Source organism: Kitasatospora sp. Ki12 (genome assembly GCF_054601375.1).
In genome coordinates this window covers 2,013,137-2,035,868 of record NZ_BAAIHT010000002.1, presented here as the reverse complement: position 1 = coordinate 2,035,868, position 22,732 = coordinate 2,013,137, and the positions used below count along the sequence as shown (strand labels likewise).

Genomic DNA, 22,732 nt, shown 5'->3' with positions numbered 1-22,732 from the left:
GGGGCGTTGGTCAGCGGGCGTGGATGCTGTAGGCCCGGCGCGGATCGACCGGCTGCGCGGCGGCTTCGACGGGCTGGGCGGCGGTGACGCGGCCCAGCCGCAGGCTTGTGGCGGTGGCTGCCTGCGCGCGGGTGCCGAGCTCGGGGGCGACGGTCGATCGGGTGGCCTGCGCGGGACGGGCGGTTCGAGCCGGGGCCGCGGCTGAGATCGTCGCGAGGTCGCGGCGGACGCCACCGAGGGTGGTCTGCGCATCGTTCAGGACGGCGGACACCTGCGAGGGGTCCAGGGCCCGTGGGTCGTCGCGCAGCTGCTGTGAGAGCCCGGTGAGGATCTCCTGGATCGTGACGAGCGTGTCCTGCCGGTTGCTCAGCAGCGCGCCCATCCGGCTGTCCGCCTGATGTTGTTCGGGGGCCGGGAAGATCCGCGTTGCGAACGGGTCGAGGCCGGCCACCGGTTCGGCGGTGCCCGTTTCCTGCTTCGGCGCCGGGAAGATCCGGGTGGCGAAGGGATCCTGCGCGGGGTCCTGTGACGTGGTGGCGTCGGCGATCTTGACGAGGTGGGTGCGGAACGACTCGCCGGGGTTGCCGGGAGCGTGGTCGGGGTCGAACGCGGCGTCCGAGACGACGGTCAGCCCGGCCGCGCGCAGGCGGGCGACGGTGTCCGTGGCTCGGTCGACTCCGCCCGCCTCCGGCCTGGTCAGGGAGTACAGGGTCGGATGGTCCGGGACCCGGTAGAAGCCGGCCTTCGCCAGGAGTGTCGCCGCGTCCGGGCTTCCCGAGTGGTTGGTGGCGGTGATCCCGTGGTCGGGGTGGTGCCGGACGGCCACGTCCGGCTGCCGGTCCGTGGCGACCTCCGGCGGCTGCGGGGAGACGCGACCAGGGGTGATGATCTTCGCGCCCTGTCCGGCGGCGACCGAGGAGGGAGAGGGGTGGCCGGGATGTTCGGCGTAGTCGAACGCGGGGTCCGGGCGCACCTCAGCACCGGTGGCGCGCAGGGCTGCCACGGTCTGACGGGCGTGGAGGAAGAGGTTGTCGGTCTGGCCGGTGAACGCCAGATCGGCGCTGCCGGGGACCGGCGTGAAGCCGTAGTCGGCCAGCAGCCGGCGCTGCCGGTAGGTGGCGTGCTCCAGGCCGGCGGCGGTGACGCCGTGCTGGGGATGGCGGACGATGTGGATGGCGGGGCTGTCGCTGATGCGGTCTCTCCTAGAGCGTGGCGGCGGTGGCGGGGGCGGTGGCCAGCACTCGGGCGGCGGGCGCGGCCTGGATGATCGGGCCCGCCGGGAGCCCGCGAGCGGTGACAGCGCTTGCCGCAGTCGCGCGCGCACTGCGCGTGGTTGTGATCGGCGCCTCGACGACGCTGCCGACGTCCGCCAGTGCGGCCTGGACGGTGGTCAGGTTCTCGGCCAGGGCGGCTGTCTGGTGCCGGGCGATGCTCACCCGGGCGCCGAGGACCTCGCCTTGGGTCGGGGGGAGCTGGGAGACGAACGCCTGGGTGGAATCGAGCAGCTCCAGCAGGTTCGGCAGCGCCCCGACCCGCGGATCGAGTGCGACGTCGAGCACATCGGCCACGTCCCTGCTGTCGGTGAGGCTGCGCAGGCTGACCGTTTCGACGGCCAGGTCTTCGGCCGCCTCGGCGAGCCGGTCGGCACTGGCCGGCGGTGCGGCCAGCCCGACCGTGGCGACCTGCAGGCCCAGGCCCTGTAGGACCAGGCTCGCCCGGGCCGCCGCGGCCAGGGCCTGCCGTTCGCTCGCGTCCTCGGGCGGCAGGTAGATGTCGCGGTCGGGAGCGCCGCCGTCGTAGCGCCAGCCGAAGGTCCGCAGCACCTCGGGCACCAGGCCCTCGGTGGAGTCCGTCGCGGTCGCCGCGACGATCCCGTCACCCGGGTGGCGGGCGAAGACCACGTCAACCCCGGCCAGCGGCATCGTCCGCGAGGTCGACGGGGCGGAAGCACCGAGCGAGTCCGCCCGGTTGAGCCAGGCGACCTGGGCCGCGCGGGCGACGGCGTCCGGACCGTCGAAGACGTACTCGCCGTCGCGGGGGCCGGGGGTCGCGCCGTTCTGCTGGAGGAGCCGGTGCGCGCTGTCGGGTGCGTCGGGGCCGAGTCGGGCGGTGATGGCACCGTCCGGACCCGGCCCGAAGGAGATGTCGGACATGATCCTCGCTGTCGAAGTGGGGGCTAACGGCCGGGCGGTCAGCGCCGTCGTCCCTGAGCGGACGACGCGAGCCGAGCTGCGTTGGGTACTGAGGGCTGAGCGGGGGGAAAGGGCCGGGAGGTCGCGCTAGCGGCGCTGGCCCGGTCGGAGACCGGTGGACGGGTCTCGCGCAGGATGAGCTGTCGGAAGGAGCGGCGGGTGTGCCCGGCGAACGCCTCGGGCACGTCGCCCGTGACGAACATCGCGCTCTGGGGCAGCCGATGGAGTAGTTCCACGTAGCGGTCCGGGCTGTCGCGCTCGGAGGCGATCATCCACTCGGCGTCGTCGAACGTGCGCCGCGCCTCCACCAGCAGCTCGCCGGACGCGATCTGCTCGGTGATCGACCGCGAATCGGGCGACTGGACGCGGCTGAGTCGGCGGCAGGCCTCCACCCGGGCCGCCGCCGACGTCGCCCCCGCGTTGTGGAACGGGGCCTCGGAGGTCAGCCAGTCGTAGTGCCGGACAACGTCCGAGGAACGCTGTTGTGGTGCATGCCAGTTACCCACCCGGCAGCCGACTTCGGCCAGCTGGCGGACCGCGAGAGCGGCAGCATCGGCCTGCTCGAACATCGTGGTTGCCGGGGACATGCGCCAGGCCCCGAGCGGCTCGGCCCGGTTCACGAAGCCGGCCTCGGCGAGGATCTCCGCGATGTCGGGGGCAAGCTGGTGCGGGGCGATGACGAACTCGCCCCAGTCGAAGTTCCAGCCGAAGGTCGCGCGTTCGGGCCGTCGGGTGGCGCTCACCGGTGGCGGACGGAGAGGGCCAAGCTCGGGACCGAGCGCGTGCTGGGCAGCGGCTGCTTCATCTCCTTGACGCGGGCCAGCAGGTCGGCCTCGGCCTGGTCGCGGGTGGCTGCGGCGTCTTCCAGGATCTCCAGCTGATCGGACAGATCGGCGAGCAGCTGGTCGTCGACCCGGCGCTGCCGGTCGGCGCAGATCACGAGCCGCACTCGTTCGAACGCGACGCGGGTCTCGGCCTTCACCAGCACACGGTGGGCGTCCAGCACGCGGGCGGCACCAGCGCTCAGGCGTGCCTCCTCGGCGTGCAGAGCGGCGATGCTGGTGCCGACAGCCGCCTCCACTCGGTCGTCCAGACGGGTCAGACAAGCAGGCAAGGAGCAACTCCGGGAAAGGGGAGGGGTGGTAGAGGGCGGATGGCCCCAAGGGATTGAGTCGGGTGGGGGCACCGCGGGGACGACGGGGCGGGCAGAGTCCCGAGCCGTCAGCGCGCCCGGCCGGCAGCAGGCTTGGCCAGGGGAGCCGGGCTGAGCGCACCGTCCGGATCGGTTGCTCGAGCGGGCGCGGCGGAGCGGATCTTGCCCGAGGAAGCCCGTGCCGCCGCGGCAGCCGACGACGGCGGCGCGGTCACGGGCAGCGGACCGGTCGGCGACCAGAGGCCGGCGTAGTCACTGAAGACGGAGGTCGGCTCGGTGTCCCAGGGCACCACCGGTCCGCGCTCGTACTCGTACAGGCCAATCACCTCGACGCCCTCCGCGTGCAGGACGTACGCCCAGTTCAGGCCCTCGGTGGTCTGCTCGGTGACGATGTCCTTCGAGGGCGGCGATCCGTCCGAGGTGAGGATGCCGCCGGCGCTGACCTCGCTGCTGGCGACGGAGTCCCTGCCGATCAGCCGGGCCCGCAGCCCCTCAGGGGCTCCGTTCAGCAGATCGACGCCGATCTCCTCCCAGCCGATGGCCGGGGTGTCGATCAGGTGGTGGGACAGTGCCTCGACATCGCCTCGGAAGCGGTGCTGCCGAGCGCTCAGCAGGAGGGGCAGCATGTGGCTGGGATAGCCGTCATGGTGGCAGTAGATGCCCGTGAAGCCGACGTCGGTAGGCCGGGCGATGACAGAGCGGGTGGACAGGAAGCACTCCTGGGGGCGAGCAGAGAGGAAGGCGAGCAGGGAAGTGGGGCTGGACGTGGCTGCTGGGGGCAGGGTCAGCGGCTGCGGTCGTGGGCGGCAGCGGGCCGTTGCGCCGGGCCGGCCGGGGGACTTACGGATGGATCCCGGCGGCGGCCCGCGGCGCTGGCATCCGCGACGACAAGGCCGGATCCGGCAGGACAACCTCGTTGGCGTTCTCGACGTACCGGGTGGAACGCGAGGCGGAGGCAACGGCCCTGCGCGGCTCCGGCTGAGGGAACGGGGAGGTCAGCGGATAGCCCCAGCCGACCACTGCCGCGTCCAGGTCGGGGTACTCCGTGGCGCCGAAGAAGCCGGTGCCGTCAGTGGAGAGGACCGCCGCAGCGCCGTCCGCCGGAAAGCTGGTCAGCAGCTGGGTCGGGCCGTCAGCCTTGCTGAGCCGGGCGTGGACCACGAGTCGGCCTGAGATCAGGTCCGAGGCCAGGTGATGGGCCCAGATCGTCCCGGGCGCGCGGGTCATCGTGGGCTCCTCCGGTGCCGGCTGCGTGACGGACTGCTGCTGCTCCGTCTCGGAGTACAGGCGCAGGACGTCGTAGCCGGCCGCATTGAGCAAGCGGGTAGCTTCGGTGACGAGCCGCGGGGCCAGAGACTCGGCAGTGGTGCGCGAGACCCGGTGCAGACCGGTCGCGTCGTCGCGGACGAAGCCGGCCTGCTCCAGCCGCTGCCGACTGGAGCGGTCTACGGACAGAGCGGCGACCGCGTCGAGAGCGGGGTCGACAGCGAAGGTGATGGTGGGCGAGGGCACGTTCCTCCGTTCGTTGAGTGGTTGAGCGAGGACGCCGGGAAGCGCGGCTACTCCTCGTCGTCGCTCAGGTCCGGGTTGTCGCTCGGGTCGTGGACGTAGCCGAAGACGATCCGCTCCAGCTGGCCGAGCAGAAGGCCGTCGTGGATTCGGAAGGCGTCGAGGCGCTCGGCGACGTAGTCCTGCCGGTCGGCCTCGGCACGTGCCACCCGGGCCAGGTTGCGCGTGGACAGGCGGCCCCACTCCAGGAGGTCAGTCGGCGTGGCGAGTTCCATCCACACCCAGATCCCGGAGCCCAACTTGAGGATCCCGTGGGGGTGGAACATGCCGGACCGACGGCGGGGGTTGGGGCTGCGACGCTCACCCCAGCCGCGCACCAGGCCGTGCGCGAGCTTGTCGAGGGCAGCGGCCTGGACGTGCGTTTCGAGGTCGGCGTCGGAGAGCCGCTGGCGAACCTCGGATTCGAGATCGCCCTTGCGGAAGCGCCCGGTGTCGTCGGTCACGGCTTGGGCGGCTTCCTCCACGATCTCCCACAGCCGCACTTCGGCGGTCACGCTCATGCCGCCTCACGCTCCCGCCAGGCCGCGGCCATCTCGGCGAGCGCCGCCATCGCCTGCTCGATCACCTCGCCGGTGACCGCCCGGCCGACCAGCATGAACTGCTCGTCGTAGAGCTTCACCGTGTCGGTTCCGCGGGCCTGCGCGAGCGGCGGCACCACCTCACACAGGAACTGGGTGGCAACCCGGCGCCGGCGGACCTCCTCCTCGGCCCGTTCCTTGCGCTCCGTCCACGCCGCCGGCAGGCTCAGCTCGCCCTCGACGACCTTGTCGGCCAGCTCCGGGTCCTCCGCGCGAAGCCGGGCAAGCTGGTTCTCCACGGAGTCCGCCTGCGCCTTGGCCTCGCGCGCGGTGTTGTAGGCCTCGGTGAGCCCGAGCGCGCCGTTGATCACCAGCTCCACGAGGTCGGGTGCGTGCCGGAGAACGGTGTTCGCCTGGCCGATGCGCCCAAGGGAGACCCCTGCCTGTTCACTCAGTGAACGGGCAGGCCGTTCACTGCGTGAACGGTCGCTCTGTTCACTCAGTGAACAGGCCTTCGCGGCGATCATCGCCATCTGCCCCTTGGTCAGGTTGCGGCGCCGGATATTGACCGAGAGGGCGAACATCGCGGGGTCGTCCCCGCTGTAGGTGGCGAACTCCGGCGCCACGCCGGCGATCTCGCAGGCCTTGATGCGGTTGCGGCCGTCGAGGACGCGGCCGGAGTCGTCGAGCATGATCGGGTGGTACTGGCCGTTCGCCTTGATGTCCTCGGCCAGTGCGAGCAGCTCGTCGTCGTCGAGCATGGGGAACGAGGCGGCAGTGGGGTGGAACTCGATGATGATGTCCTAGAGTTGGTGGGCGGATGTCGGCAGTGGCGCCAGCGACCGCTACGCGGCGGAGAGTTGGTCTCGCGGGGCATTGGCCTTCATGCGGCTGTCGGTGTCGTAGAGGCTCCGCTCGGCGGGGTGGAGGAGATGCTGCACCACGAAGCTCCGGCCGGCGATCTTGTAGAGGCCGCGTCCCCGGGTGAGCGCCGCGATGGCCTGAGTCTCAACTCCGGTCAGCCCCAGCAAGCTTGCGGTCGCGGCGAGCTGGTCCGGCTCCTGCCGGTAGATGATCCGAGTCGCGCAGTCGGTGAGCAGGCCTTCGGCCAGGGCCCGGCCGCGGGATCCGGCATCGCCGGCCGACAGGAGGTCGGAGAGGCGGTGGATCACCAAAAGGTTGGCAATGCCGAGGCCGCGGCTGAGCTTCCACTGCTGCTGCATTCGTTCGAGCAGCGGCAGGTGGCGCATGAGCCGCCAGGCCTCGTCGTACACCACCCAGCGCCGTCCGCCGCCGGGGTCGGACAGGGCCGCCTCCATCCAGGCGGAGGCACAGGTCATCGCCAGGATGAGCGCGGTGTCATCACCTGCGGATCCGAGCTGGGAGAGGTCGATGCTCAGCATCGGTGACCGGGCGTCGAACTCCACGGTGCTCGGCGCGTCGAACATCCCGGCGAGGTCGCCCTGGACGAGGCGCCGCAGCGCATGGGCGAGGTCCTCGGCGGCGGCGCCGAGGCGGCGGGCGGGATCGCCGAGGGCGTCGTCGAGGCGCCGCGCGTCGCCGAGCATGGCGGCGATGTCGCCAAGCAGCGGAACCCGGCCGGTGCGCTCGGCGTCGGAGACGACCTCGTCGAGCGCGACGTCGAGCGCGGTGTGCTCCATCGGGACCAGGTCGCGGCCGAGCACGGTGCGGGCGAGCGCGCCGAGCAGCAGGAGCCTCCGCTTGCGGACCTCGGTGGTCCAGTCGGCGAGGTTCACGCCGGCCGGGGCGGCGGGAGCGTCCAGCGGGTTCAACCTGCCGCTCATCCCGGGCCCGAGGGCGATGGTCCGCCCCCCGAGCGCCTCGGCCACCCCACTCCACTCCCCCTTGGGATCGCAGGGGATGTAGACCTTGTAGCCGTGCGCGATGCTGCGCAGGGCAAGGCTTTTGGCCAGCGCCGACTTGCCCATGCCGATCACGCCGGCGAGCAACACGTTAGGGTTAGTAAAACCTTCAACTTTCCCGTACAGGCTGAACGGGTCGAAGCAGAAGGACCCTTCGGCGTGGACGTCCCGGCCGATGTAGATGCCCCCTGCGCCGAGGCCACCCTCGGCCAGGAACGGGTAGGCGCCGGCGGCGACGGCGGTGGTCATCCGGTGCGGGGGGAGCTTGAACTTGCCGCCGCGGGCGGAGGCGGGGCCCGGACGCCCGGCGGCCGGGTAGAGCGGGCGCGCGTCGAGTTCGTCGACGCCGGCGGTGAGGGTGCGCCGCCGCGGCTGGTCGGCGAGGCGGGCTTCGCGGCGGGCGGCGGCCAGGTCGCGGCGGGCGCGGCGGCGGTCGTCGCGATCGCCGCCGGTGGGGGTGAACAGCGCGCTGGCGCTGGTGCGTATGCGCAAGGAGGAGTGTCTCTTCTCGTCCGCCGGTCAGCGGCGGATCAGGCCGGCGACGGGGGCGTGCAGGTCGGTGGGGGTCGTGAACTGCCTCACGTGGGCGCTGGTTTTGAGGTGGCGCTGGCAGACGGTGAGGTCGGGAGCGCCTTCGGGCAGGCGTGTCGCACAGGCCTCCCTGGTCGGCAGGCGGCCGTCCGCGCGGGGCGCCGCGTGGTAGGCGGCGTGCAGGTGCTCGCACACCTGCCAGAGCCGGATCCGGGAGTTGTGGAGCTGGTCGCCCTCGGCGGCGGCGTGGGCGCGGGTGCGCGCGGTCGCCCGGTCGAGGAGGGTGTGCAGTGCGATGCTGAGCTCGTGGAGCGCGTCGAGTTCCTCGCGGGAGAGGGGTTGGCGACTCGTCAGCTCGATGTCGCGCTGGGATGCGATGGCGGCGGTGGCGAACCTGATGAGGTTCGGCTCGTCGTGGTCCATGGAGACGGTGCCCTTCGGCGGTCAGAGGCGGGCCAGCGGCAGGGCGGCGGCGCTGAAGGCTTCGGCCTGCTGCATGGTGAGGCGGCGCAGGTCGATCAGGGCGGCGACGGCGGCGGTTTCGACCTGGGCGCAGGCGGAGTTGAGCGCCTCGGCGTCGTCGGCGGAGACGACGAGCAGGCCGGTCATGGCGACGTCCGCATGGCCGGCGATGAGTTGCAGCTCGCGTTCCTTGACGTCGGCGTACTCGACCGTGTCGGCCTCGCTGTCGACCTGGCCGCGACGCACGCGCTCGGCGGCGTCGGCGATGATGGTCGCCTTCTTGCGCTGGACGTCCTTGAGGGCGGCGTCCAGGCCCTGGGGGGTGTAGAGGAGCGAAAGGGTGCGCCGCACGCCGCTGCTGTACAGGAGCTGGTGGAGGAAACCGGCCGACGTCTCCGTCCGGGGCCACTGCTCGATCCAGTAGACCGCGTGGTGGGCGGAGTCGGTGCGGATCTTCTCAGGTTCCTCGACGAGGACGACGGGTCCGGCGGCGGCCACGTCGGCCTCGGGTCGGCCGGAGTCGGACCACCGCTCCAGCGCGCCCAGAACCTTCGGGTCGTAGGCGGTCCGGACGGTGGCAGCGATCTCGCCCGCGGTCAGCCAGCCGCCCGGGGCGAGCCCGGCGCCGCGCAGGGACTGGTCGAGGGAGGATGTGAGCTGCTGGAGAACGGAGAACGAGCCGGCCAGTCCGCCGCCGGCCTGGTTGATGAGGCGCCGGGCGGCGCGCAGATCCATCGAAACGGCGACATACGCCTCGTGGGGGGCTGCGGCTGGGCCTGCTGCGGAGAGCAGATCCTCGTAGATGGGGCCGGCGACCGGAGTGTTGGGGCGGCCGTGCTCCAGCCAGTAGCGCTGCAGGGCGTCCCCGGAGTCGGGGACGGTGCGCTCGACGACCTGGATGCGGGCGATCTGCCCGGAGCGGGACAGCGCCGCCAGGGCCCGGCCCCAGCCGGCCACGTTGTCGGACTGCGTGCCGGGGTCGAGCAGCGCGAACGCGCGGCTGCTGACGCGGGTGACGGCGGTGAGGGTAGCCCGCTGCTGGTCGTGGACCGCGCCGAGTCGGCCGTCCGGAGAGGTGACCGCGCGCAGCGACGCGGCGGTTCCGGGCAGGTGGAGCAGACCTTCGACGCGGGGGCGGGTCGAGGGGCGGGCGAGCCACAGCAGCTGGCCGCGGGCTCGGCGCAGCCAGTAGCGCAAGGCGACAGGCGCCCACTCGGCCGGGGACCGGCCGCGTATTCGTACCACGACCGTGGCGGCGAGCAGCGCCCACAGGGGGCTCAGGGCCACGGCGGCGACGACGCCGGAGGCCATCAGGACGCCGAGCAGGAGCAGGCCGGCGACGCCGACGACGACGAGCTGAGGGAAGGTCAGGCCGAGGAGGATGCCCCGGCGGGAGCGGGTGGGGAACTTGATGGTGGCGGGGGTGCTCAGGTGGTGCTCTCTGGAGTCGGGGAGCTGTCCCGGGGGCCCTCCCGGCCCGCGTGAGTGCGGGCCGGGAGGGCAGGCGGCGGCACGAGATGGCCAGCCGCTTGGGACACGGGAGGGAAAGCGCGGTGGGCCAGTCCGTCAGGACGGCGGGCGCTGCGGGAAGGTGAAGCGCGTACCGGCGTCGGCACCGGTGGCGGCGGGCCCGGCGGGCGGGGCGATCACCGGGTCGAAGGGCGCGGCGGCCCCGGCAGGGGCAGCGGCCGAGCCCGGTGTGGTGATCCGGACCGCGGGCGAGGCGGCGGCCGAGGCGCCGCCCGATGCCGGGGACGGCCCTGCGGGGGAGGCCCCGGACGAGCCGGGGCGCGTGACGAGCGCCTGCCCCTGGTCGCCGTCGCTGCGGTCGGACGCCGGGCGGGAGACCAGCGGGACGCCGCCGTCGCCAGGGCCCGACCGCGTACCCTCCCCGTAGCGGAAGGCCGCCGGGGTGGCCTTGGCGAGGACGGTGGACGGCTCGGATCCCTGCGACCCGCCACCGCCACCGTCGCCCATGGCCTGGCCGGGGACCTGGGCCGGTCCCTGCGGGCTGGCAGCGCCCGCTCCTGCGGCGCCGCCGGCTCCGGCTCCACCGGCGCCTGCGGCTGCTCCGGCGCCCGCGCCCGCTCCACCGGTCGCGGCGGTCATGGCCAGCTGGCCGCCCTTCTTGGCGGTCGAGGTCGCGGCCTGCAGCCCCGCAGCCGTGGAGCGGTGCAGGTCGTGGCTCTGGCCGCCGTCGGCTGACGACCAGTGGACGAACTTGAAGACCATGAACGGGGCGCACAGGACGAGCGCCATCACCACGAGACCGGCGATGATGTCGCTGAGCGCCGCGATGCCGTCCCTGGTATCGCTCTGGCCGATCGCGGACACGCCGACCAGCATGACGATCGTGACTACGAGCTTCGTGAAAACCAGGGTGGCGGTGGCCTCGATCCACTTGCGACGCCAGTCGCGGGTGGGCTCCCAGGGCCCGCCGGCCGCGGCCAGCGGGGCCAGGACGACGAGCACGAGGATCGTCACCTTCCGCATGACCATCATCGCCCAGTAGAGGACCGCGCCGATGGCGCATCCGATGGCGGCGAACACCGGCACGAGCCAGCCGAGCGGGATGATGACACCGAGCTCACCGACCTTGACGATCCTTCGGACAGCATCGGAGATCGAGACGTTGGCGATCTCGAACAGACTGCGGGACAAGGCGTCGACCACGGCCAGGGCTACCGAGGTGAACGTGATCGCCGTGACAGCGAAGAGCACAGAGCTGATGGTGGCCGTGACCGCCTGGCCCAGGGCCTGACCGTCCCGCCGCCAGGCGGCCCGCATCAACTGCAGGATGAACGTCAGTACGATCACGGTGAGCCCGATGGACAGCACCAGGCCGTAGTTGTCGCGGAACCATCCCGCGCTCAGGTCGACCCGGGTGGTCTCGTCGACCGCCCGCGAGGCCATGTCGACGGCGGAGGAGGCGAGTTCGCCGCAGCTCTTCGCGATCCAGTTGCCGATGCCGGAGGTGACGGAGTCGGCGACCGCGCTGGCGCCGTCGCAGAGCAAGTTCACGCCAGGGACATCACAGAACCCGATAGATGATCAGCTCCTCAAGTGGACTCCTGGGGGAAGGAGTGGTTAGGGGTAGACGGTGGGGGCGACGGCGGCCAGCGCGCAGTCCTGCATGGGGCGGCACTGGACGGCCAGGGTGATCGCGCGGTCTTCGGCGCCCCGGCCGCCGCCGTCCCATGCCACCTCGACCTTGCCGGTGACGGTGACGGCGTAGACGTACGCGGCGGTGAGCGCGCCCGGGTTGGCGGCGATGGCTCGCGAGTAGGCGTCGGGCACGTGCGCCTCGCTGATGGCGGCCTTGGAGGTCTGGCCGTTGGCGGACAGACGCGACCACATCACGGGGTCGGGGACCTGGCCCTCGACGGACGCGCCGTCTGCGTACTGGGCCTCGTGGGTGAGCCACCTGCGCAGCCCATTCACGAAGTCCTGCTGGCTGGTGGCCCGGGAGTCGTAGGTCCACAGCGCGCCGACGAAGGCCGCGGCGAACTCGGTGGGGCTGGTGGTGTGTGGCGGGGCGGCCACGGCCGCGCCCGTGCCAGCAGCGGCGGGTCGGCCGGAGGCGGACCCAGCGGCGGAGGCGGGGGAGGGTGAGTGGGCGGGACGCAGGGTGGGTGCGGCAGTGGGCGGCCGGTCGCGGTGTTCGTCGCCGCCCGACAGACGGGCGAGGAGCCCGGCGAGCAGGCCGGCGACCACGAGGACTGCCAGGCCGATCAGAAGCCGCCGGACGGCGATCGGGTCGCCGCTGCGAAACCGCACCGGGGACGGGTACTTGCGCTCTCGCACTACTTGACCTGCGTCCCCAGTGCGGAGAAGAAGCTGACCAGACCGTTAGCGGCGCCGAGCAGCAGCGCGACACCGGCCGCGACCATCGAGCCCTGCTTGCCCTTCGCCTCGGCGCCGTGGCTGCCGGTGTGGTGGCCCCACGCCCACACGACGCCGGCCACGCACAGCGCGCCGACGGTCGCGATGACCGCGAACAGGTTGATGGAGGAGACGACCTGCTTGAGGACGCCGAGGCCGGGCAGGCCGCCCTCGGCGGGCGCCACGCCGGGGTCGAAGGCCAGCTGCGTGGCGGTGGTGGCTGCGAGGATCAAGGACAAACGTTTCTCCTGTAGAAGGCGTGCCGGGGCGCGTACGCGCGCCGTCCGGCCGGAGGAAGGGAAGAAGGGGGAGAGCCCACGTGGGATGTGGGAGAAGGTCTGAGCCGTCGCGGTGGCGACTGGGGTGTCGGCGAGCGACGCCGGTGGCGCCCCGCCCTGCGCGGGTAGACTGGGAACTCCCAGGCTCCGGCGGTCAGGTCAGCAGTGATCAGGGGGCGATCCGCCGGGCGGCGATCACGTCCGTGCGCCAGCTGTCGAGGGTGGCGATCCGTACGACGTCGCCGGTGTGCGGCGCGTGCAGGACGAGCCCCGCGCCGATGAACATCCCCACGTGTTCGGGGCCGTTGGGGCCGGGACGGGTGAACAGCAGGTCTCCGGGCCGGAGTTGGTCGAGTGCGACGGCGGTGCCGTTCTTCACCTGGTCGTACGTGGTGCGGTCGATGGCGAATCCGGCGGCCTTGTAGGCCTGTTGCATGAGGCTGCTGCAGTCGCAGTGCTGCATCGGGTCGGTGCCGTGGCTGTCGGTGCAGGTGCCACCCCACTGGTAGGGGGTGTTCAACTGGCCCAGGCCCCAGCGGATCGCGGCCTGCACCTGTGCGCTGGCGTCGGTCGGGATCTGGTAGCCGGCGGGCAGGGCGCCGGGCGGGATGGTGCCCCAGTTGGTACCGCCGCTCGGCGGCGTGCACGACCCCGGGGAGGCCGCAGGGGCCGAAGGTGGTGCCGCGGTCGACGGGGAGGAAGCCGGTGCCGTGGCCGCCGGTGCGGCGGTGGCGCCGGTGCCGGCGGCGGGGGAGCCAAGGGCCTTGGTGATGGCCTGCTGCAGGGCGGTGGCCAACGGTTCCCACTGCGCGTAGGCATCCGGGAAGCCGCTCTTCTGTACGGCCTGGGCGGCAACGGTGAGCGGCTTGTCCTGCCAGCCAGGAACCTTGAGCAGCTCCTTGTAGAACGCGGTGCTCGCGTACACCGGATCCTGCAGCTGTGACGGGCTGCCCCAGCCCATGGAGGGCCGCTGCTGGAAGAGGCCGAGCGAGTCCCGGTCCCCGCCGGCGAGGTTACGCAGTCGAGACTCCTGCATGGCCGTGGCGATCGCGATCACCTGCCCGCGCGGCGGGACCTGCAGCGCGATACCGGTGGCCGCGATCGTCTTGGCCATCGGTATCTGCACGGACGGCAGGTCGAGGCCCTCAGTCGGCACGGTCGGGCCGGACTGGCCGCCGAGGATCAGCTTCACCGCCGACTCCACCGCGGCGGGGTCCACGCTCTGAGCACCCGCGCCGCCCGCACTCACACAGTCCGCCTTGGCCTTGGCGTCGTGCCCAAGGACAACGAGCAGCGGCAGGATCAGCAGGAAAGGAGCCGCGAGACCGGCCGCGCCGAGACCGGCGACAGCCTTCTTCACATTGCCTGCCGCAGATGCGTGTCCTTTCGGCTCAGACCCGGCGGGGCGCCGGAAGGCATGAAATGGTGAAGTCCCGGCAAGGGGAATCTCCGATCGTTGGAGTGCGCAAGCGGATCGCGAAAAGGCGACTCGATGCGCATCGGGGAAGGGGGCGTCGCGGCCAGCCCGGGATTTCGACGGAATCTGTAGATTTCGTCTGCCCAGGTCGTGGCGCTTGTGGCGACGTCTTCGAACGTAGAGATCCGAATGTCTCCCGTGCAAGGAGTTCGCGAACATTCGTAAAAATTGCCGAAGTCCTTGCACGGGAGACATCCCGACTTCTACCTTCGAAGGAAGCCCCGCAGCCACCCGTGTTCCGGGGCTCACTTCTATGCGCCAGCCGTATCCGGAACCGTCCCCGGCAGCGGCTCTCGCGCAACACCCCCCAAATACCCAAGAGGACATTTGACGACCGACTACACCCTCCTCCGGGGCGACGCCCTGACCCGCCTGAGCGAACTGCCGAGCGGCACGGTCGACTGCGTCATCTGCGATCCCCCGTACAACAGCGGCGGGCGCACGACCCAGGAACGAGTCGGCCGAAGCGCGAAGGCGAAGTACACCACCGTCGGCTCGAAGAACCAGCTCCCCGACTTCCCCGGAGAGAACAAGGACCAGAGGTCGTACGGCTTCTGGCTCTCGCAACTGCTCGCCGAGAGCTTCCGGCTGACCGCAGACGGCGGCACCGCGGCGGTGTTCACCGACTGGAGGCAGTTGCCGACCACCACGGACGCGCTGCAGGCCGGCGGCTGGACCTGGCGCGGCATCGTGCCCTGGTACAAGCCGGCCGCCCGCCCGCAGAAGGGTCGCTTCACCCAGAACACGGAGTTCGTAGTCTGGGGCAGCCGCGGTGCCATGGACGGCGATCGCAACCCCGTCTACCTCAAGGGCCTGCTGGAAGGCAGCCAGCCCAGCGGATCGAAGCGCCAGCACATCACGCAGAAGCCCGTCGCGATGATGCGCGACCTGGTCCAGATCTGCCCGCCAGGCGGCAGGATCCTGGACTTCACCGCGGGCTCCGGCTCGACCGGCGTCGCTGCCCTGCTCGAAGGTCGGTCCTTCCTCGGCATCGAGCTGACCAGCCACTACGCCGACATCGCCGAGGAACGCCTCGCGGAAGCCAAGCGCACAGCCGAGGCCGTCGACCAGGCCTCGGAGTAGGCGCCTCCGACCTCGACTACGGGACGGCGCCCACCCGCGAGCAGCCCGCAGACGGCCTGCGCTCGACACCAGCCCGGCCGTCGCCCACAAGGTCGTCCGGTAGAACGGCCGGCTCGCCGCACGTCCACCGCAGGCGCGCGCACCCCATGGCATCGGAGCCGGCCGTGCCCAGGCGCTCGCCGAGATCCCCAGGCCGAACGTGACCCCGGTCTCCTCGGACACAGCCTCACCTCAGCGGCCCCGGAGCACTCCGGGGCCACCCCACCACCCAACGGAGCCACCACGCCGATGGCGCACACCAACCCGCACACCCACGACATGCCGATGGCGGTCTTCCCGGGCTACCTCGCCGGACCCGGCGAGGACCTCGACACGCTCTTCGCGTTCGGCCGGGGGCGAGACGACTGGCTGCTGACCGTGGTGGACGACAACCTGGTCGCCAGCCACGAGAGCGCGACCGGGCTCGTCATTCTCAACCGAGCTGCGGACAGCCCCTACCCACGGTGGATCATCGGCTCCAGCCGCAGCCCGCTGAGCGACTTCGCCTGGCACGTCACCTTCGACGCGCCTACACCGGCCGAGGTGGTCATGGCCGTGGCCCGTCGTCTCGCCCATGGCACGGGCCAGCCCACCCACCCCGAACGCGAGCAGCAACTGTGGAGCCGCACCTCCCACGCCAACACCCTCAACGCCCTCCACGCAGAGGCAGCTCGCGCCCGCTGGAGTGCCGGCACCCGGTGCTGCGCCGCGACCCTCGATGCGCCCGACGACACCGCCACTGTGCAGATCCACCGCGCCGCCGAGGGCCATGGCGGCACCGCCGACATCGCCTACACCCTCACTGCCGGAGCCCGCGGCCACGAAGGAACCTGGTGGACAGGCAAGTTCAGCCGTGACGTCCCGACCAGCGTCATCATGGCGGCCCTGCGCGCCGTCACCGACCCCGGCCGCTACACGCGCCGGGCCTCCCAGATCCCGATGCTCCACCGCGCCCTTCTGCGCACCCGCCCGGTGGCCCGACGATGCCCGGAGCCCGTCCGTGGCCGGTGACCACTCCAGCCACCGCACTGCGCAGGCCGAGCAGCACGTCGTGGTGAGCCCCGGCTACCTGGCCGGGCCCGGCGACCTGGACAGCGCCAATGCGGCGTTCGAGGCCTTCCTCGCCGAGCACCCAAGCTGGTCCCGATACTCCTGCGACGGCGGAGACACCAGCGTCGCCATCAGCGACTGCCTCACCGGCCGGATCCGGCTCGGCCACGAGCCCGGCGACCGCAACTCCCGCTGGACGGTCGCCGGATACGAGTCCCCGGTTGGTGAACGGTCCTGGCACGCCGCCTTCGACCTGGAGACCCCGTACCAGATCGCGCTTGCCGTCGCCGGAACCCTGTCCTTCGCCTTGTCCCGCAGCAGCCACATCGCGAAGGACGAAGCGCTCTGGGGCCGGGAGAACACCTGCGAGACACTGCTGAACCAGATGCGCGAGGCCGACTGGCTCGACGTCAGCACGGAGTCCAGCATGGCGTTCCAGTCCCCCGACGCCACCACAGGGCTGATCCGCTGGGACGGCGGAGGGTTCTACAACGAGCCCTGGGGCGCGGATCATCCGGCCGAGGTCACCCTGTGGGCCCGCGACCCGCGAACGGGGTGGCGAGCCCGCTTCTCCAAGGACGCACCCACCCGCCTGATCACCGCAGCCCTGGGCCACCTTACCGACCCGCAGCCCGAGATACGGCGACTCGCGGACGTCCCCACTGCCCACCTGGGCGCGGTTGAGATCCGGCCCTACAAGGAGTCACCGCGGCCCACGGCCGCCACCGGGCGCACCACGCTGGCCGACATCGCGGTGGCGCGGTGGGACGCCGCAGCTGCCACGGCAGCACAGGTCGCCGCCACTCGATCAGCAGGGAGGAAGACCTGAGCACCACCCCGCGCCCTCGACACTGGACGGAAGTCGACGGCGACGTTCACGTCCATCCGGTCTACCTGGCTGGAAGCCCGCACGTGGGCGATCCCGCGCTCCAGCCCATCCTCGACCTGCCGAGCGTCGAGCAGCACCACGACGAGCTGGGCAACTTCTTCGCCTTCACGACGGACGGGCGCATCCGGGTCGGATTCATCCCCGAACAGGACTGGGACACCCTGTGGAAGATCGCCGTCGCCCCCGGCGCGGACGCCTTCGAAGCGCCCCGCTGGGTCGCGAACTTCTCCACCGACACCCCGATCGAGATCGTCAAGTCCGTCACGACCGAACTCGCCCGCATGTACCGCACGGACGGCGACACCTGGCTCGACGAGCGGACCGCCGGCCCCTTGGAGTGGGTCGCTCCCTTTGCCCAAGCCGAATGGACCCCCCAAGGCGTGGACCTCAGTCGACTCACGCTGCGCTCGCCGGACGGCCTGGCGAGCATCACCTACCGGCGTGCCGGCCTCCTGCACACCGCCGATACCGAACAAGCTGGCCAAGACGGGCGGTTCAACCGGCCTCGAAGTGAGTCACGGCCTGGTGCCGGACCCGCTCCCGCGCGACTCTCTCAGCGTCGGTCAAACTGCCGCCCTGCGGATATCTCACCGTTCCAGGACTACCGAAGCCACCTGTCCACTGTTCGGCGAACAGCCCGACATCACCCAATCAGGTTCAGCAGCGAGAAGGATTACCCTGCTTAGTTCATCGCACCGTGATTCAACGGCCCCGCTTGGCGGGGCATCAGCCCGGTCAGCACGCTGTGCTGGTAACGGACCAGACCCTCGATTGCAGAATGCTCCTCTTGAGGAGGCCCACTCTGCGTTGTGCCGTGTCTTGGATGCTCTTCCAGGTGGAGAGGTCAGTCCGGCTGACGCTGAGGTGGTTCGGCAGGCGTGGAAAGCCTATACGGCTGTCCTTGTCGCCGATGAATGAGTGTTGATGGAGAGGCGGGGACCGAAGCGCAGGCTCGATCTGGAAGCCGAGTACTGGCGCTTGCTGCAGTCCGGGGTGGGCACGGTCGAGGCGTGCAAGCCTCCCAGATGGGGAGGTGAGTCCGGCCGTCGCCGAGGTCGTTCGGCGGGCGTGGGCCGCCTGTTACGTGCGCCCTGGTCGCTTCGTGAGTGCGCATCCCACCGAGGCCGGGCCTCGCCGACCGGCACAGTCCAGTCCGCGCGAACGAACTCGATCCGAAGCTCTGAGCCCTGGTCAGCCTCCACCCTGGGCTGAGCGCATAACCCACCGTTGTCCGTTCTGCCGCCCACCCATCTGCCCAGCGCCTATTGCGGTCCGCCCGAGGCAGCCCGGCAGCCGAGCTACCGAGACAGCCAGTTGAGATGGCGCCTTATTCCCAGTCGTAAGGCTGACAAATGACAGTGGGATTCTGAATGCCAGCGGGTTCGGGAGCTGGAAAGCCACCCTTTATGGCGCATTCGCGGCAACAGAGCAACGGCAAATCTTCATACTTTTGATGGTTGAAAACTTCGCCAGGTCCACAGTCAAGAAACCTGCTGATCATGAACTTAGCATCATTGGGTGGTATTCCCAGCTTCATCAGGACGCCAGTCAGCCACTTGCCGCCTCCCTGGAGGCATAGGAGTGTGCCAGTAGGTTTCCCGCAGATGGTGCAAGTCGGTTGCATGGCTGGTCCTTAGAATGCTTCTGCTTGCTGATCATTATCTCGTCCACTCCCCAGCTTGCGCTTCACCCAACACCTCCAATTGCCAGCTGCGAGCTGACCTTGCGGCCGATCAGGCCCGACAAGCCGTGCCCGTAGTCGCGCATCCGCCACCTCGGACCCATCCGGCAAAATCGGCGGCCGCCTCATGGGTAGAGGTTGTTGATCTTGCCCCCTCGGATCTCAACCGCACATTCGTCGAAGGAATCGGGAGGATTTCCCGACGCCCCACACCTCCGCCACTTTGAGTCAACCTCGGAGCGCTTAGGAATCGGGCAGACCCCTGCACTTCAGCGACAATTGCGATCTCCAATTAGGGTCCTGTGTGCATATAAGAAGCCCATCGCGAGGGAACATCTGGCGCCTCGTCGCGAATGTGGCGGACGACGTCCCCCAGGGCTGACGCCGTGTGAGCGACTCCCAGTGCGCCGGCTGTGCCGCCAGCGTGGAGAGTCTCATAAATTGCCTCGGTAACCGTTATAGCCGTGCTGACAGTAATGGGCCACAAGGTGCCGACGACATGGGTGTAGCCAGCTAGCTGGAAGGCGGACGCCACATGAATGGCCTCGTCCGCGAGCGCCGGGTTTCCGTGCTGATTGGTGCTACATGCCGACAGGAACGCGAACTCGGCATTTTCGTTCTGGATCCGTGAGACGCTGAGGACCGACAGATTCTTTCCATGAACCATTAGGTGACTAGCTGACGGCTGCTCGGCATCGCTCGATCCATGGCAGGCGAAGTGTACCCAAGCGCAGCGCGGGAGGGCGTCGAGGACGCGGCCAAGAGTCGCCTCTGGCCCGACTAGACACTCCAAGTCGTCCGGAAAGTGTTTGTCGAGTATATCGATCGCTTTCTCTACTTCCGGCAGGTCGGCCTGGCCTGGTGTGTGTGGCATGGCAACGATCAGTTTGTGTGAGCGTCTGCCCGTCGTCGTTCTGGTTCGCGCACGGCTTAGCGCTCGGATGGTGGGGGTGTAGGAGGAGACGACCCGATCTAGGACTGTGCGTGGGGAGGCTCCGTCGTGTTGGTCGTGATGGCCGGCTGCGTGCAGGGGTAGGAAGTTGAGTGGGCCGGTCGGCGACCACCAGACCCGAGGCCACGGCTGGCCGCGCCGGGGAGCAGTGGTGAGGCCGAGGTCGGTGAGAACTGGTTCGGCAATGGTGTCCCACAGCCAGCCGAGGGTACCGGAGGCATTCTCTTCCGCATCGGCGCGCTTCTCGATGTCCGCCTGTTGGTCCTGGGCGGTCCTGACGGCATCCAGGAAGGCGTCCGCTTGCTCGGCGAGGGCTTCGGGTGTGAGTTCGGGTAGTGGTATGACATGCAAGTCATTGCGAGCCAGAATGAGGGCGTCGGAGCCATATTGGCTGACGTTGATGGTGATGATGGGGCCCGAGTGGGCCGCACCGAGCAGTTCGTCATACCCCAGTGGTGATAGGAAGCGGCGCAGTTCGGGTTCCTGGTCGGTGAGTTGGTCCCATTGGAGGGCGAGTGCTTGGCGGCGGTCCACGGCGCCTCTGGTCCTCGCGGGTGATTCGAGGGAGTCTGCTGTCAGTGTTGAGGTGTACACGTCGCTGTCGAGTTCTTGGCGTAGCCAGTCGAATCTGTCGGCCAGTTCGCTGTCTCGCTGGCGTAGTTCGGTGAGGTCGCTGCGAGACTCCAGGGCCTGGGTAATCAGGACTCCCCGCCCCTTCTCCAGCAGTTCGACGGCGCGGGTTGGGTGACCAGCGTGGAGCGCGGCTGCGGTAGCGTCGGATACCAATCCGGGGAAGCGCGAAAGCTGATGTTCCTGGTCTCTTCGCCATAGGTGGCGGGCGGCCACGCGTGGCAGTAGGTCGACAGCCAAGGCCAGTGCGTCGGCCGCCTCGGACCAGTGGCTGGCGGCGGCTTCCAGGCGACCCCAGTCGCGGGCGGCGTCCAGACGTATGTTCGGCGGCGCCTCGTTCATGTGCGCTGCTCGACGCAGAGCGACTACGGCCTCATCGCGTGCTGTGGTGTCCGCCGGAAAGGCGTAATGCCAGGTGTTCAGGGCGCTGCCCAGGTTCGCGAGCAGCCTGGCGCGGTCTGGGTGCGTTCTGGGCGTTACCTCTACTGCTTGCCGGTCCGCTTGGATGGCTTGCGTGAGGGCTGGCAGGTGCCCCGTGTTGTCGTAGACGATCTTCAGTACTGCGCCGAGTCCCGACAGGACCATGCCCCGGTTGGGGTGCGTCTCCGGGGTTGCGGTTACCGCTTGGTTGAGCACGGCAGGTGCCTCAAGGAGGGGCTCCAGGGATCCGGTCTGCTCATACTTGGTCATCAACGCGTTTCCCAGATTGACCAGGAACCCAGCTGTGCGAGGGTCTTGGTCTCGCGTTCCGTCGAGCGCTTCCCGGTCTGCGGCGATGGCTTCGTCGATGGTCGCCTCGTCGGGTGTGCGCCGGTAGAGAACGACCAGGGCGTGGCCGAGGTTGGTCAGAAACCCCTGGCGCAACACCCCGGCTGGCTCTGCCGCGGCTGCATCCCGGAGAATACCGACAGCGTCGTCGAGCGTGCCTAGGTCGCCAGTTGAGTCGTACCTGACGCGTAGGGCAGTGCCCAGTGGCGACAGAACGCTCCCACGGCCTTTGTGGCCAAGCGGTGTAAGGTCGGAGGCTTCTCGGTAGAGCCTGATGCTCTCTTCCAATGCGGCCCGGTCTCCCGAGCTCTTGCGCCACAGGAGCAGAGCGTTGGCGAGGTTGGAGAGCGAGGACCAGCGGAGAACATGGCCGACCGGAGTGGCTTCAAGGGCTTCCCGGCCGAATCTAATTGCCTCTTCCAGCGCTGCGGGGTCGTATACGCGCTCGTGCCAGGCCTGCAGCGCGCTGCTGAGGCCGAGCGCGAAGTCACCCCGGTTCTTCGTTTTCGATCGCCTCGCCACCGCCTCACGGAGTGCGGATATCGCCTCTACGAGCTCCTCTTTGTCATCTACACGCTCGTGGTGAGCGTGTAGCGCCTGGCCGTATCGGGACAAGTAGAGAGCCAGTTCTGCGTCATTGTCCTCGATCTGCCTGCCGGCCAGGACTGACTCCCGGCCTGTCTGAATAGCCTGCTCCAGTGCATCAATGTCCCATGTGTTGATGTGAAGGTCTACGAATGCGGTGCACAAGGTAGACAGGTATCCTGCTCGGATGGGGTCGAGGTCTGCCGTGAACTCAATCGCACGCTGTAAGAGAGCAATCGCCGCCTCAATTTTTGTGCGGTCCTGTGTGTCAGCTTCCTCGAGGAGGTCGACGGCTTGGTCGTGCCACGATGTCACCTCGTCTAGGAGCTCCTGTACCTGAGTCGGGACAACCTCAGGGATCTGCCGATAGACGGGGCTGAGGAACTCGACGGCCTGCTCCAGTTCTTCCCTGCCCTCGCTCTGCGGCAGTGCAAGGTATCTGTCCCAGTGCAGCAGGCCAACAGCGCACAAGGCTTCCCAGTCGGACACGGGATGTGTACGGCTGTCCAGTAGGGCCGCGGCTTCCCCCGCAGCCTTCTCCCCCAGAACCACCTGGGGGTCTTGGCCATCCCGGAACTCGTGCAGCCGTTCCATCACCGTGGCCAGCAGACTCTCCCGCGACATGTCTCCTCCACGTGTCTCGCAGCGGTGCTGAATGCGACTTAACTGACCGTAAGGAAGCAGATGCCACACCACGACAGCGCGCCTCGTGGACAAATGGTATGTACACCACGCTAGTGTGCATCGCGCCGCGTTGCACGCCGCGCAGCCGGACTCGAGCCCCAAGGGGTTTCAGATGACCGATACGCGTCAAGATGTCGCGTTGCTCTGTGAGCAACTCCCCGCCCTCCGCCGCCTGGCCACGAAGAAGGGCGCCGCCCGGGAGCTCGCGGACATCGTCGACACCGCTCGCCAGCAAGGCGAGTTCATGGAACGCCTGAGACACTTCACACTCAAAAGGCTAGGCGTGGACCTGGGCCAGCTGATGTCGAGTAAGCCAAGCCCTCCACCAGTCAATGCTGAAGTGGTCTTCCTGTGTCCTGGCGACCGCTGCTCCCGCTACTGGGCGCCCCGCAGTGACCCAGCCTCGAATCGGCCTCCTCTCTGCGA

Annotated in this window: 18 protein-coding genes and 2 pseudogenes; 4 read left to right on the top strand and 16 right to left on the bottom strand. The window is 69.8% G+C overall.

The window, feature by feature from the left end; all coding sequences use genetic code 11:
* Positions 1-10: 10 nt before the first annotated feature.
* The 14 genes from ACYP53_RS26400 to ACYP53_RS26335 form a co-directional block, all read right to left on the bottom strand.
* Positions 11-1,324: a hypothetical protein gene (locus ACYP53_RS26400; RefSeq protein WP_459649216.1), complete on the bottom strand. Its 1,314-nt coding sequence runs from the start codon at positions 1,322-1,324 to the stop codon at positions 11-13.
* 867 nt (positions 1,325-2,191) lie between these two features.
* Positions 2,192-2,935: a hypothetical protein gene (locus ACYP53_RS26395; protein WP_459649215.1), complete on the bottom strand. Its 744-nt coding sequence runs from the start codon at positions 2,933-2,935 to the stop codon at positions 2,192-2,194.
* Positions 2,932-3,306: a hypothetical protein gene (locus tag ACYP53_RS26390; protein WP_449788915.1), complete on the bottom strand. Its 375-nt coding sequence runs from the start codon at positions 3,304-3,306 to the stop codon at positions 2,932-2,934. Before ACYP53_RS26390 ends, ACYP53_RS26395 begins: the two co-directional genes overlap by 4 nt.
* Positions 3,307-3,413: 107 nt before the next feature.
* Positions 3,414-3,971, bottom strand: a complete 558-nt coding sequence (locus tag ACYP53_RS26385) for a hypothetical protein (RefSeq protein WP_459649214.1) — start codon at positions 3,969-3,971, stop codon at positions 3,414-3,416.
* 214 nt (positions 3,972-4,185) lie between these two features.
* Positions 4,186-4,857 carry a hypothetical protein gene (locus ACYP53_RS26380; protein WP_449788913.1) on the bottom strand — a complete coding sequence of 224 codons (672 nt, stop codon included), beginning with the start codon at positions 4,855-4,857 and terminating at the stop codon, positions 4,186-4,188.
* A 47-nt stretch (positions 4,858-4,904) separates the two neighbouring features.
* Positions 4,905-5,414, bottom strand: coding sequence for a hypothetical protein (locus ACYP53_RS26375; protein WP_459649213.1), 510 nt, complete (start codon positions 5,412-5,414; stop codon positions 4,905-4,907).
* The gene (locus ACYP53_RS26370) at positions 5,411-6,193 is read right to left on the bottom strand and encodes a plasmid replication/partition related protein (RefSeq protein ID WP_449788911.1); all 783 of its coding nucleotides are present in this window, start codon (positions 6,191-6,193) and stop codon (positions 5,411-5,413) included. The genes ACYP53_RS26375 and ACYP53_RS26370 overlap by 4 nt, the downstream gene beginning before the upstream one ends.
* 84 nt (positions 6,194-6,277) lie before the next feature.
* Positions 6,278-7,807: an ATP-binding protein gene (locus tag ACYP53_RS26365; protein WP_459649212.1), complete on the bottom strand. Its 1,530-nt coding sequence runs from the start codon at positions 7,805-7,807 to the stop codon at positions 6,278-6,280.
* 27 nt (positions 7,808-7,834) lie between these two features.
* A complete protein-coding gene (locus ACYP53_RS26360; RefSeq protein ID WP_459649211.1) occupies positions 7,835-8,269 on the bottom strand; it encodes a DUF6238 family protein in 435 nt (144 codons plus the stop codon).
* Between the two features lie 21 nt (positions 8,270-8,290).
* Positions 8,291-9,739: an SCO6880 family protein gene (locus ACYP53_RS26355; RefSeq protein WP_459649832.1), complete on the bottom strand. Its 1,449-nt coding sequence runs from the start codon at positions 9,737-9,739 to the stop codon at positions 8,291-8,293.
* A 135-nt stretch (positions 9,740-9,874) separates the two neighbouring features.
* On the bottom strand, positions 9,875-11,353 hold the full coding sequence (locus tag ACYP53_RS26350; protein ID WP_459649831.1) for an SCO6881 family protein: 1,479 nt from the start codon (positions 11,351-11,353) through the stop codon (positions 9,875-9,877).
* A gap of 42 nt (positions 11,354-11,395) precedes the next feature.
* Positions 11,396-12,085 carry a hypothetical protein gene (locus ACYP53_RS26345; protein WP_459649210.1) on the bottom strand — a complete coding sequence of 230 codons (690 nt, stop codon included), beginning with the start codon at positions 12,083-12,085 and terminating at the stop codon, positions 11,396-11,398.
* 26 nt (positions 12,086-12,111) lie between these two features.
* Positions 12,112-12,420 (bottom strand): DUF6112 family protein, encoded by a 309-nt coding sequence (locus ACYP53_RS26340; protein WP_449789081.1) that lies wholly within the window; start codon positions 12,418-12,420, stop codon positions 12,112-12,114.
* A gap of 217 nt (positions 12,421-12,637) precedes the next feature.
* The gene (locus ACYP53_RS26335) at positions 12,638-13,828 is read right to left on the bottom strand and encodes a C40 family peptidase (RefSeq protein ID WP_459649209.1); all 1,191 of its coding nucleotides are present in this window, start codon (positions 13,826-13,828) and stop codon (positions 12,638-12,640) included.
* A gap of 444 nt (positions 13,829-14,272) precedes the next feature.
* Here ACYP53_RS26335 and ACYP53_RS26330 point away from each other — a divergent pair, with 444 nt between their 5' ends.
* The 4 genes and pseudogenes from ACYP53_RS26330 to ACYP53_RS26315 form a co-directional block, all read left to right on the top strand.
* Positions 14,273-15,028, top strand: coding sequence for a DNA-methyltransferase (locus tag ACYP53_RS26330; protein ID WP_459649208.1), 756 nt, complete (start codon positions 14,273-14,275; stop codon positions 15,026-15,028).
* Positions 15,029-15,316: 288 nt separating this feature from the next.
* On the top strand, positions 15,317-16,078 hold the full coding sequence (locus ACYP53_RS26325; RefSeq protein ID WP_459649207.1) for a DUF317 domain-containing protein: 762 nt from the start codon (positions 15,317-15,319) through the stop codon (positions 16,076-16,078).
* Positions 16,068-16,946 carry an SPDY domain-containing protein gene (locus ACYP53_RS26320; protein WP_459649206.1) on the top strand — a complete coding sequence of 293 codons (879 nt, stop codon included), beginning with the start codon at positions 16,068-16,070 and terminating at the stop codon, positions 16,944-16,946. The genes ACYP53_RS26325 and ACYP53_RS26320 overlap by 11 nt, the downstream gene beginning before the upstream one ends.
* A pseudogene (locus ACYP53_RS26315) lies at positions 16,880-17,278 on the top strand (SPDY domain-containing protein); the annotation flags it as partial. The gene ACYP53_RS26320 and the pseudogene ACYP53_RS26315, both read left to right, overlap by 67 nt.
* A 226-nt stretch (positions 17,279-17,504) precedes the next feature.
* On the opposite strand, the pseudogene ACYP53_RS26310 reads toward ACYP53_RS26315, so the two are convergent.
* Positions 17,505-17,597, bottom strand: a pseudogene (locus tag ACYP53_RS26310) (helix-turn-helix domain-containing protein); the annotation flags it as partial.
* Positions 17,598-18,979: 1,382 nt separating this feature from the next.
* Positions 18,980-22,246, bottom strand: coding sequence for a CHAT domain-containing protein (locus ACYP53_RS26305; RefSeq protein ID WP_459649205.1), 3,267 nt, complete (start codon positions 22,244-22,246; stop codon positions 18,980-18,982).
* Positions 22,247-22,732: the final 486 nt, after the last annotated feature.

Coding starts and splice junctions, on each gene's coding strand:
- ACYP53_RS26370 (WP_449788911.1), bottom strand. CDS start 6,193: ATGCTCGACGACGACGAGCTGCTCGCACTGGCCGAGGACATCAAGGCG.
- ACYP53_RS26385 (WP_459649214.1), bottom strand. CDS start 3,971: ATGCTGCCCCTCCTGCTGAGCGCTCGGCAGCACCGCTTCCGAGGCGAT.
- ACYP53_RS26305 (WP_459649205.1), bottom strand. CDS start 22,246: ATGTCGCGGGAGAGTCTGCTGGCCACGGTGATGGAACGGCTGCACGAG.
- ACYP53_RS26375 (WP_459649213.1), bottom strand. CDS start 5,414: ATGAGCGTGACCGCCGAAGTGCGGCTGTGGGAGATCGTGGAGGAAGCC.
- ACYP53_RS26325 (WP_459649207.1), top strand. CDS start 15,317: ATGGCGCACACCAACCCGCACACCCACGACATGCCGATGGCGGTCTTC.
- ACYP53_RS26360 (WP_459649211.1), bottom strand. CDS start 8,269: ATGGACCACGACGAGCCGAACCTCATCAGGTTCGCCACCGCCGCCATC.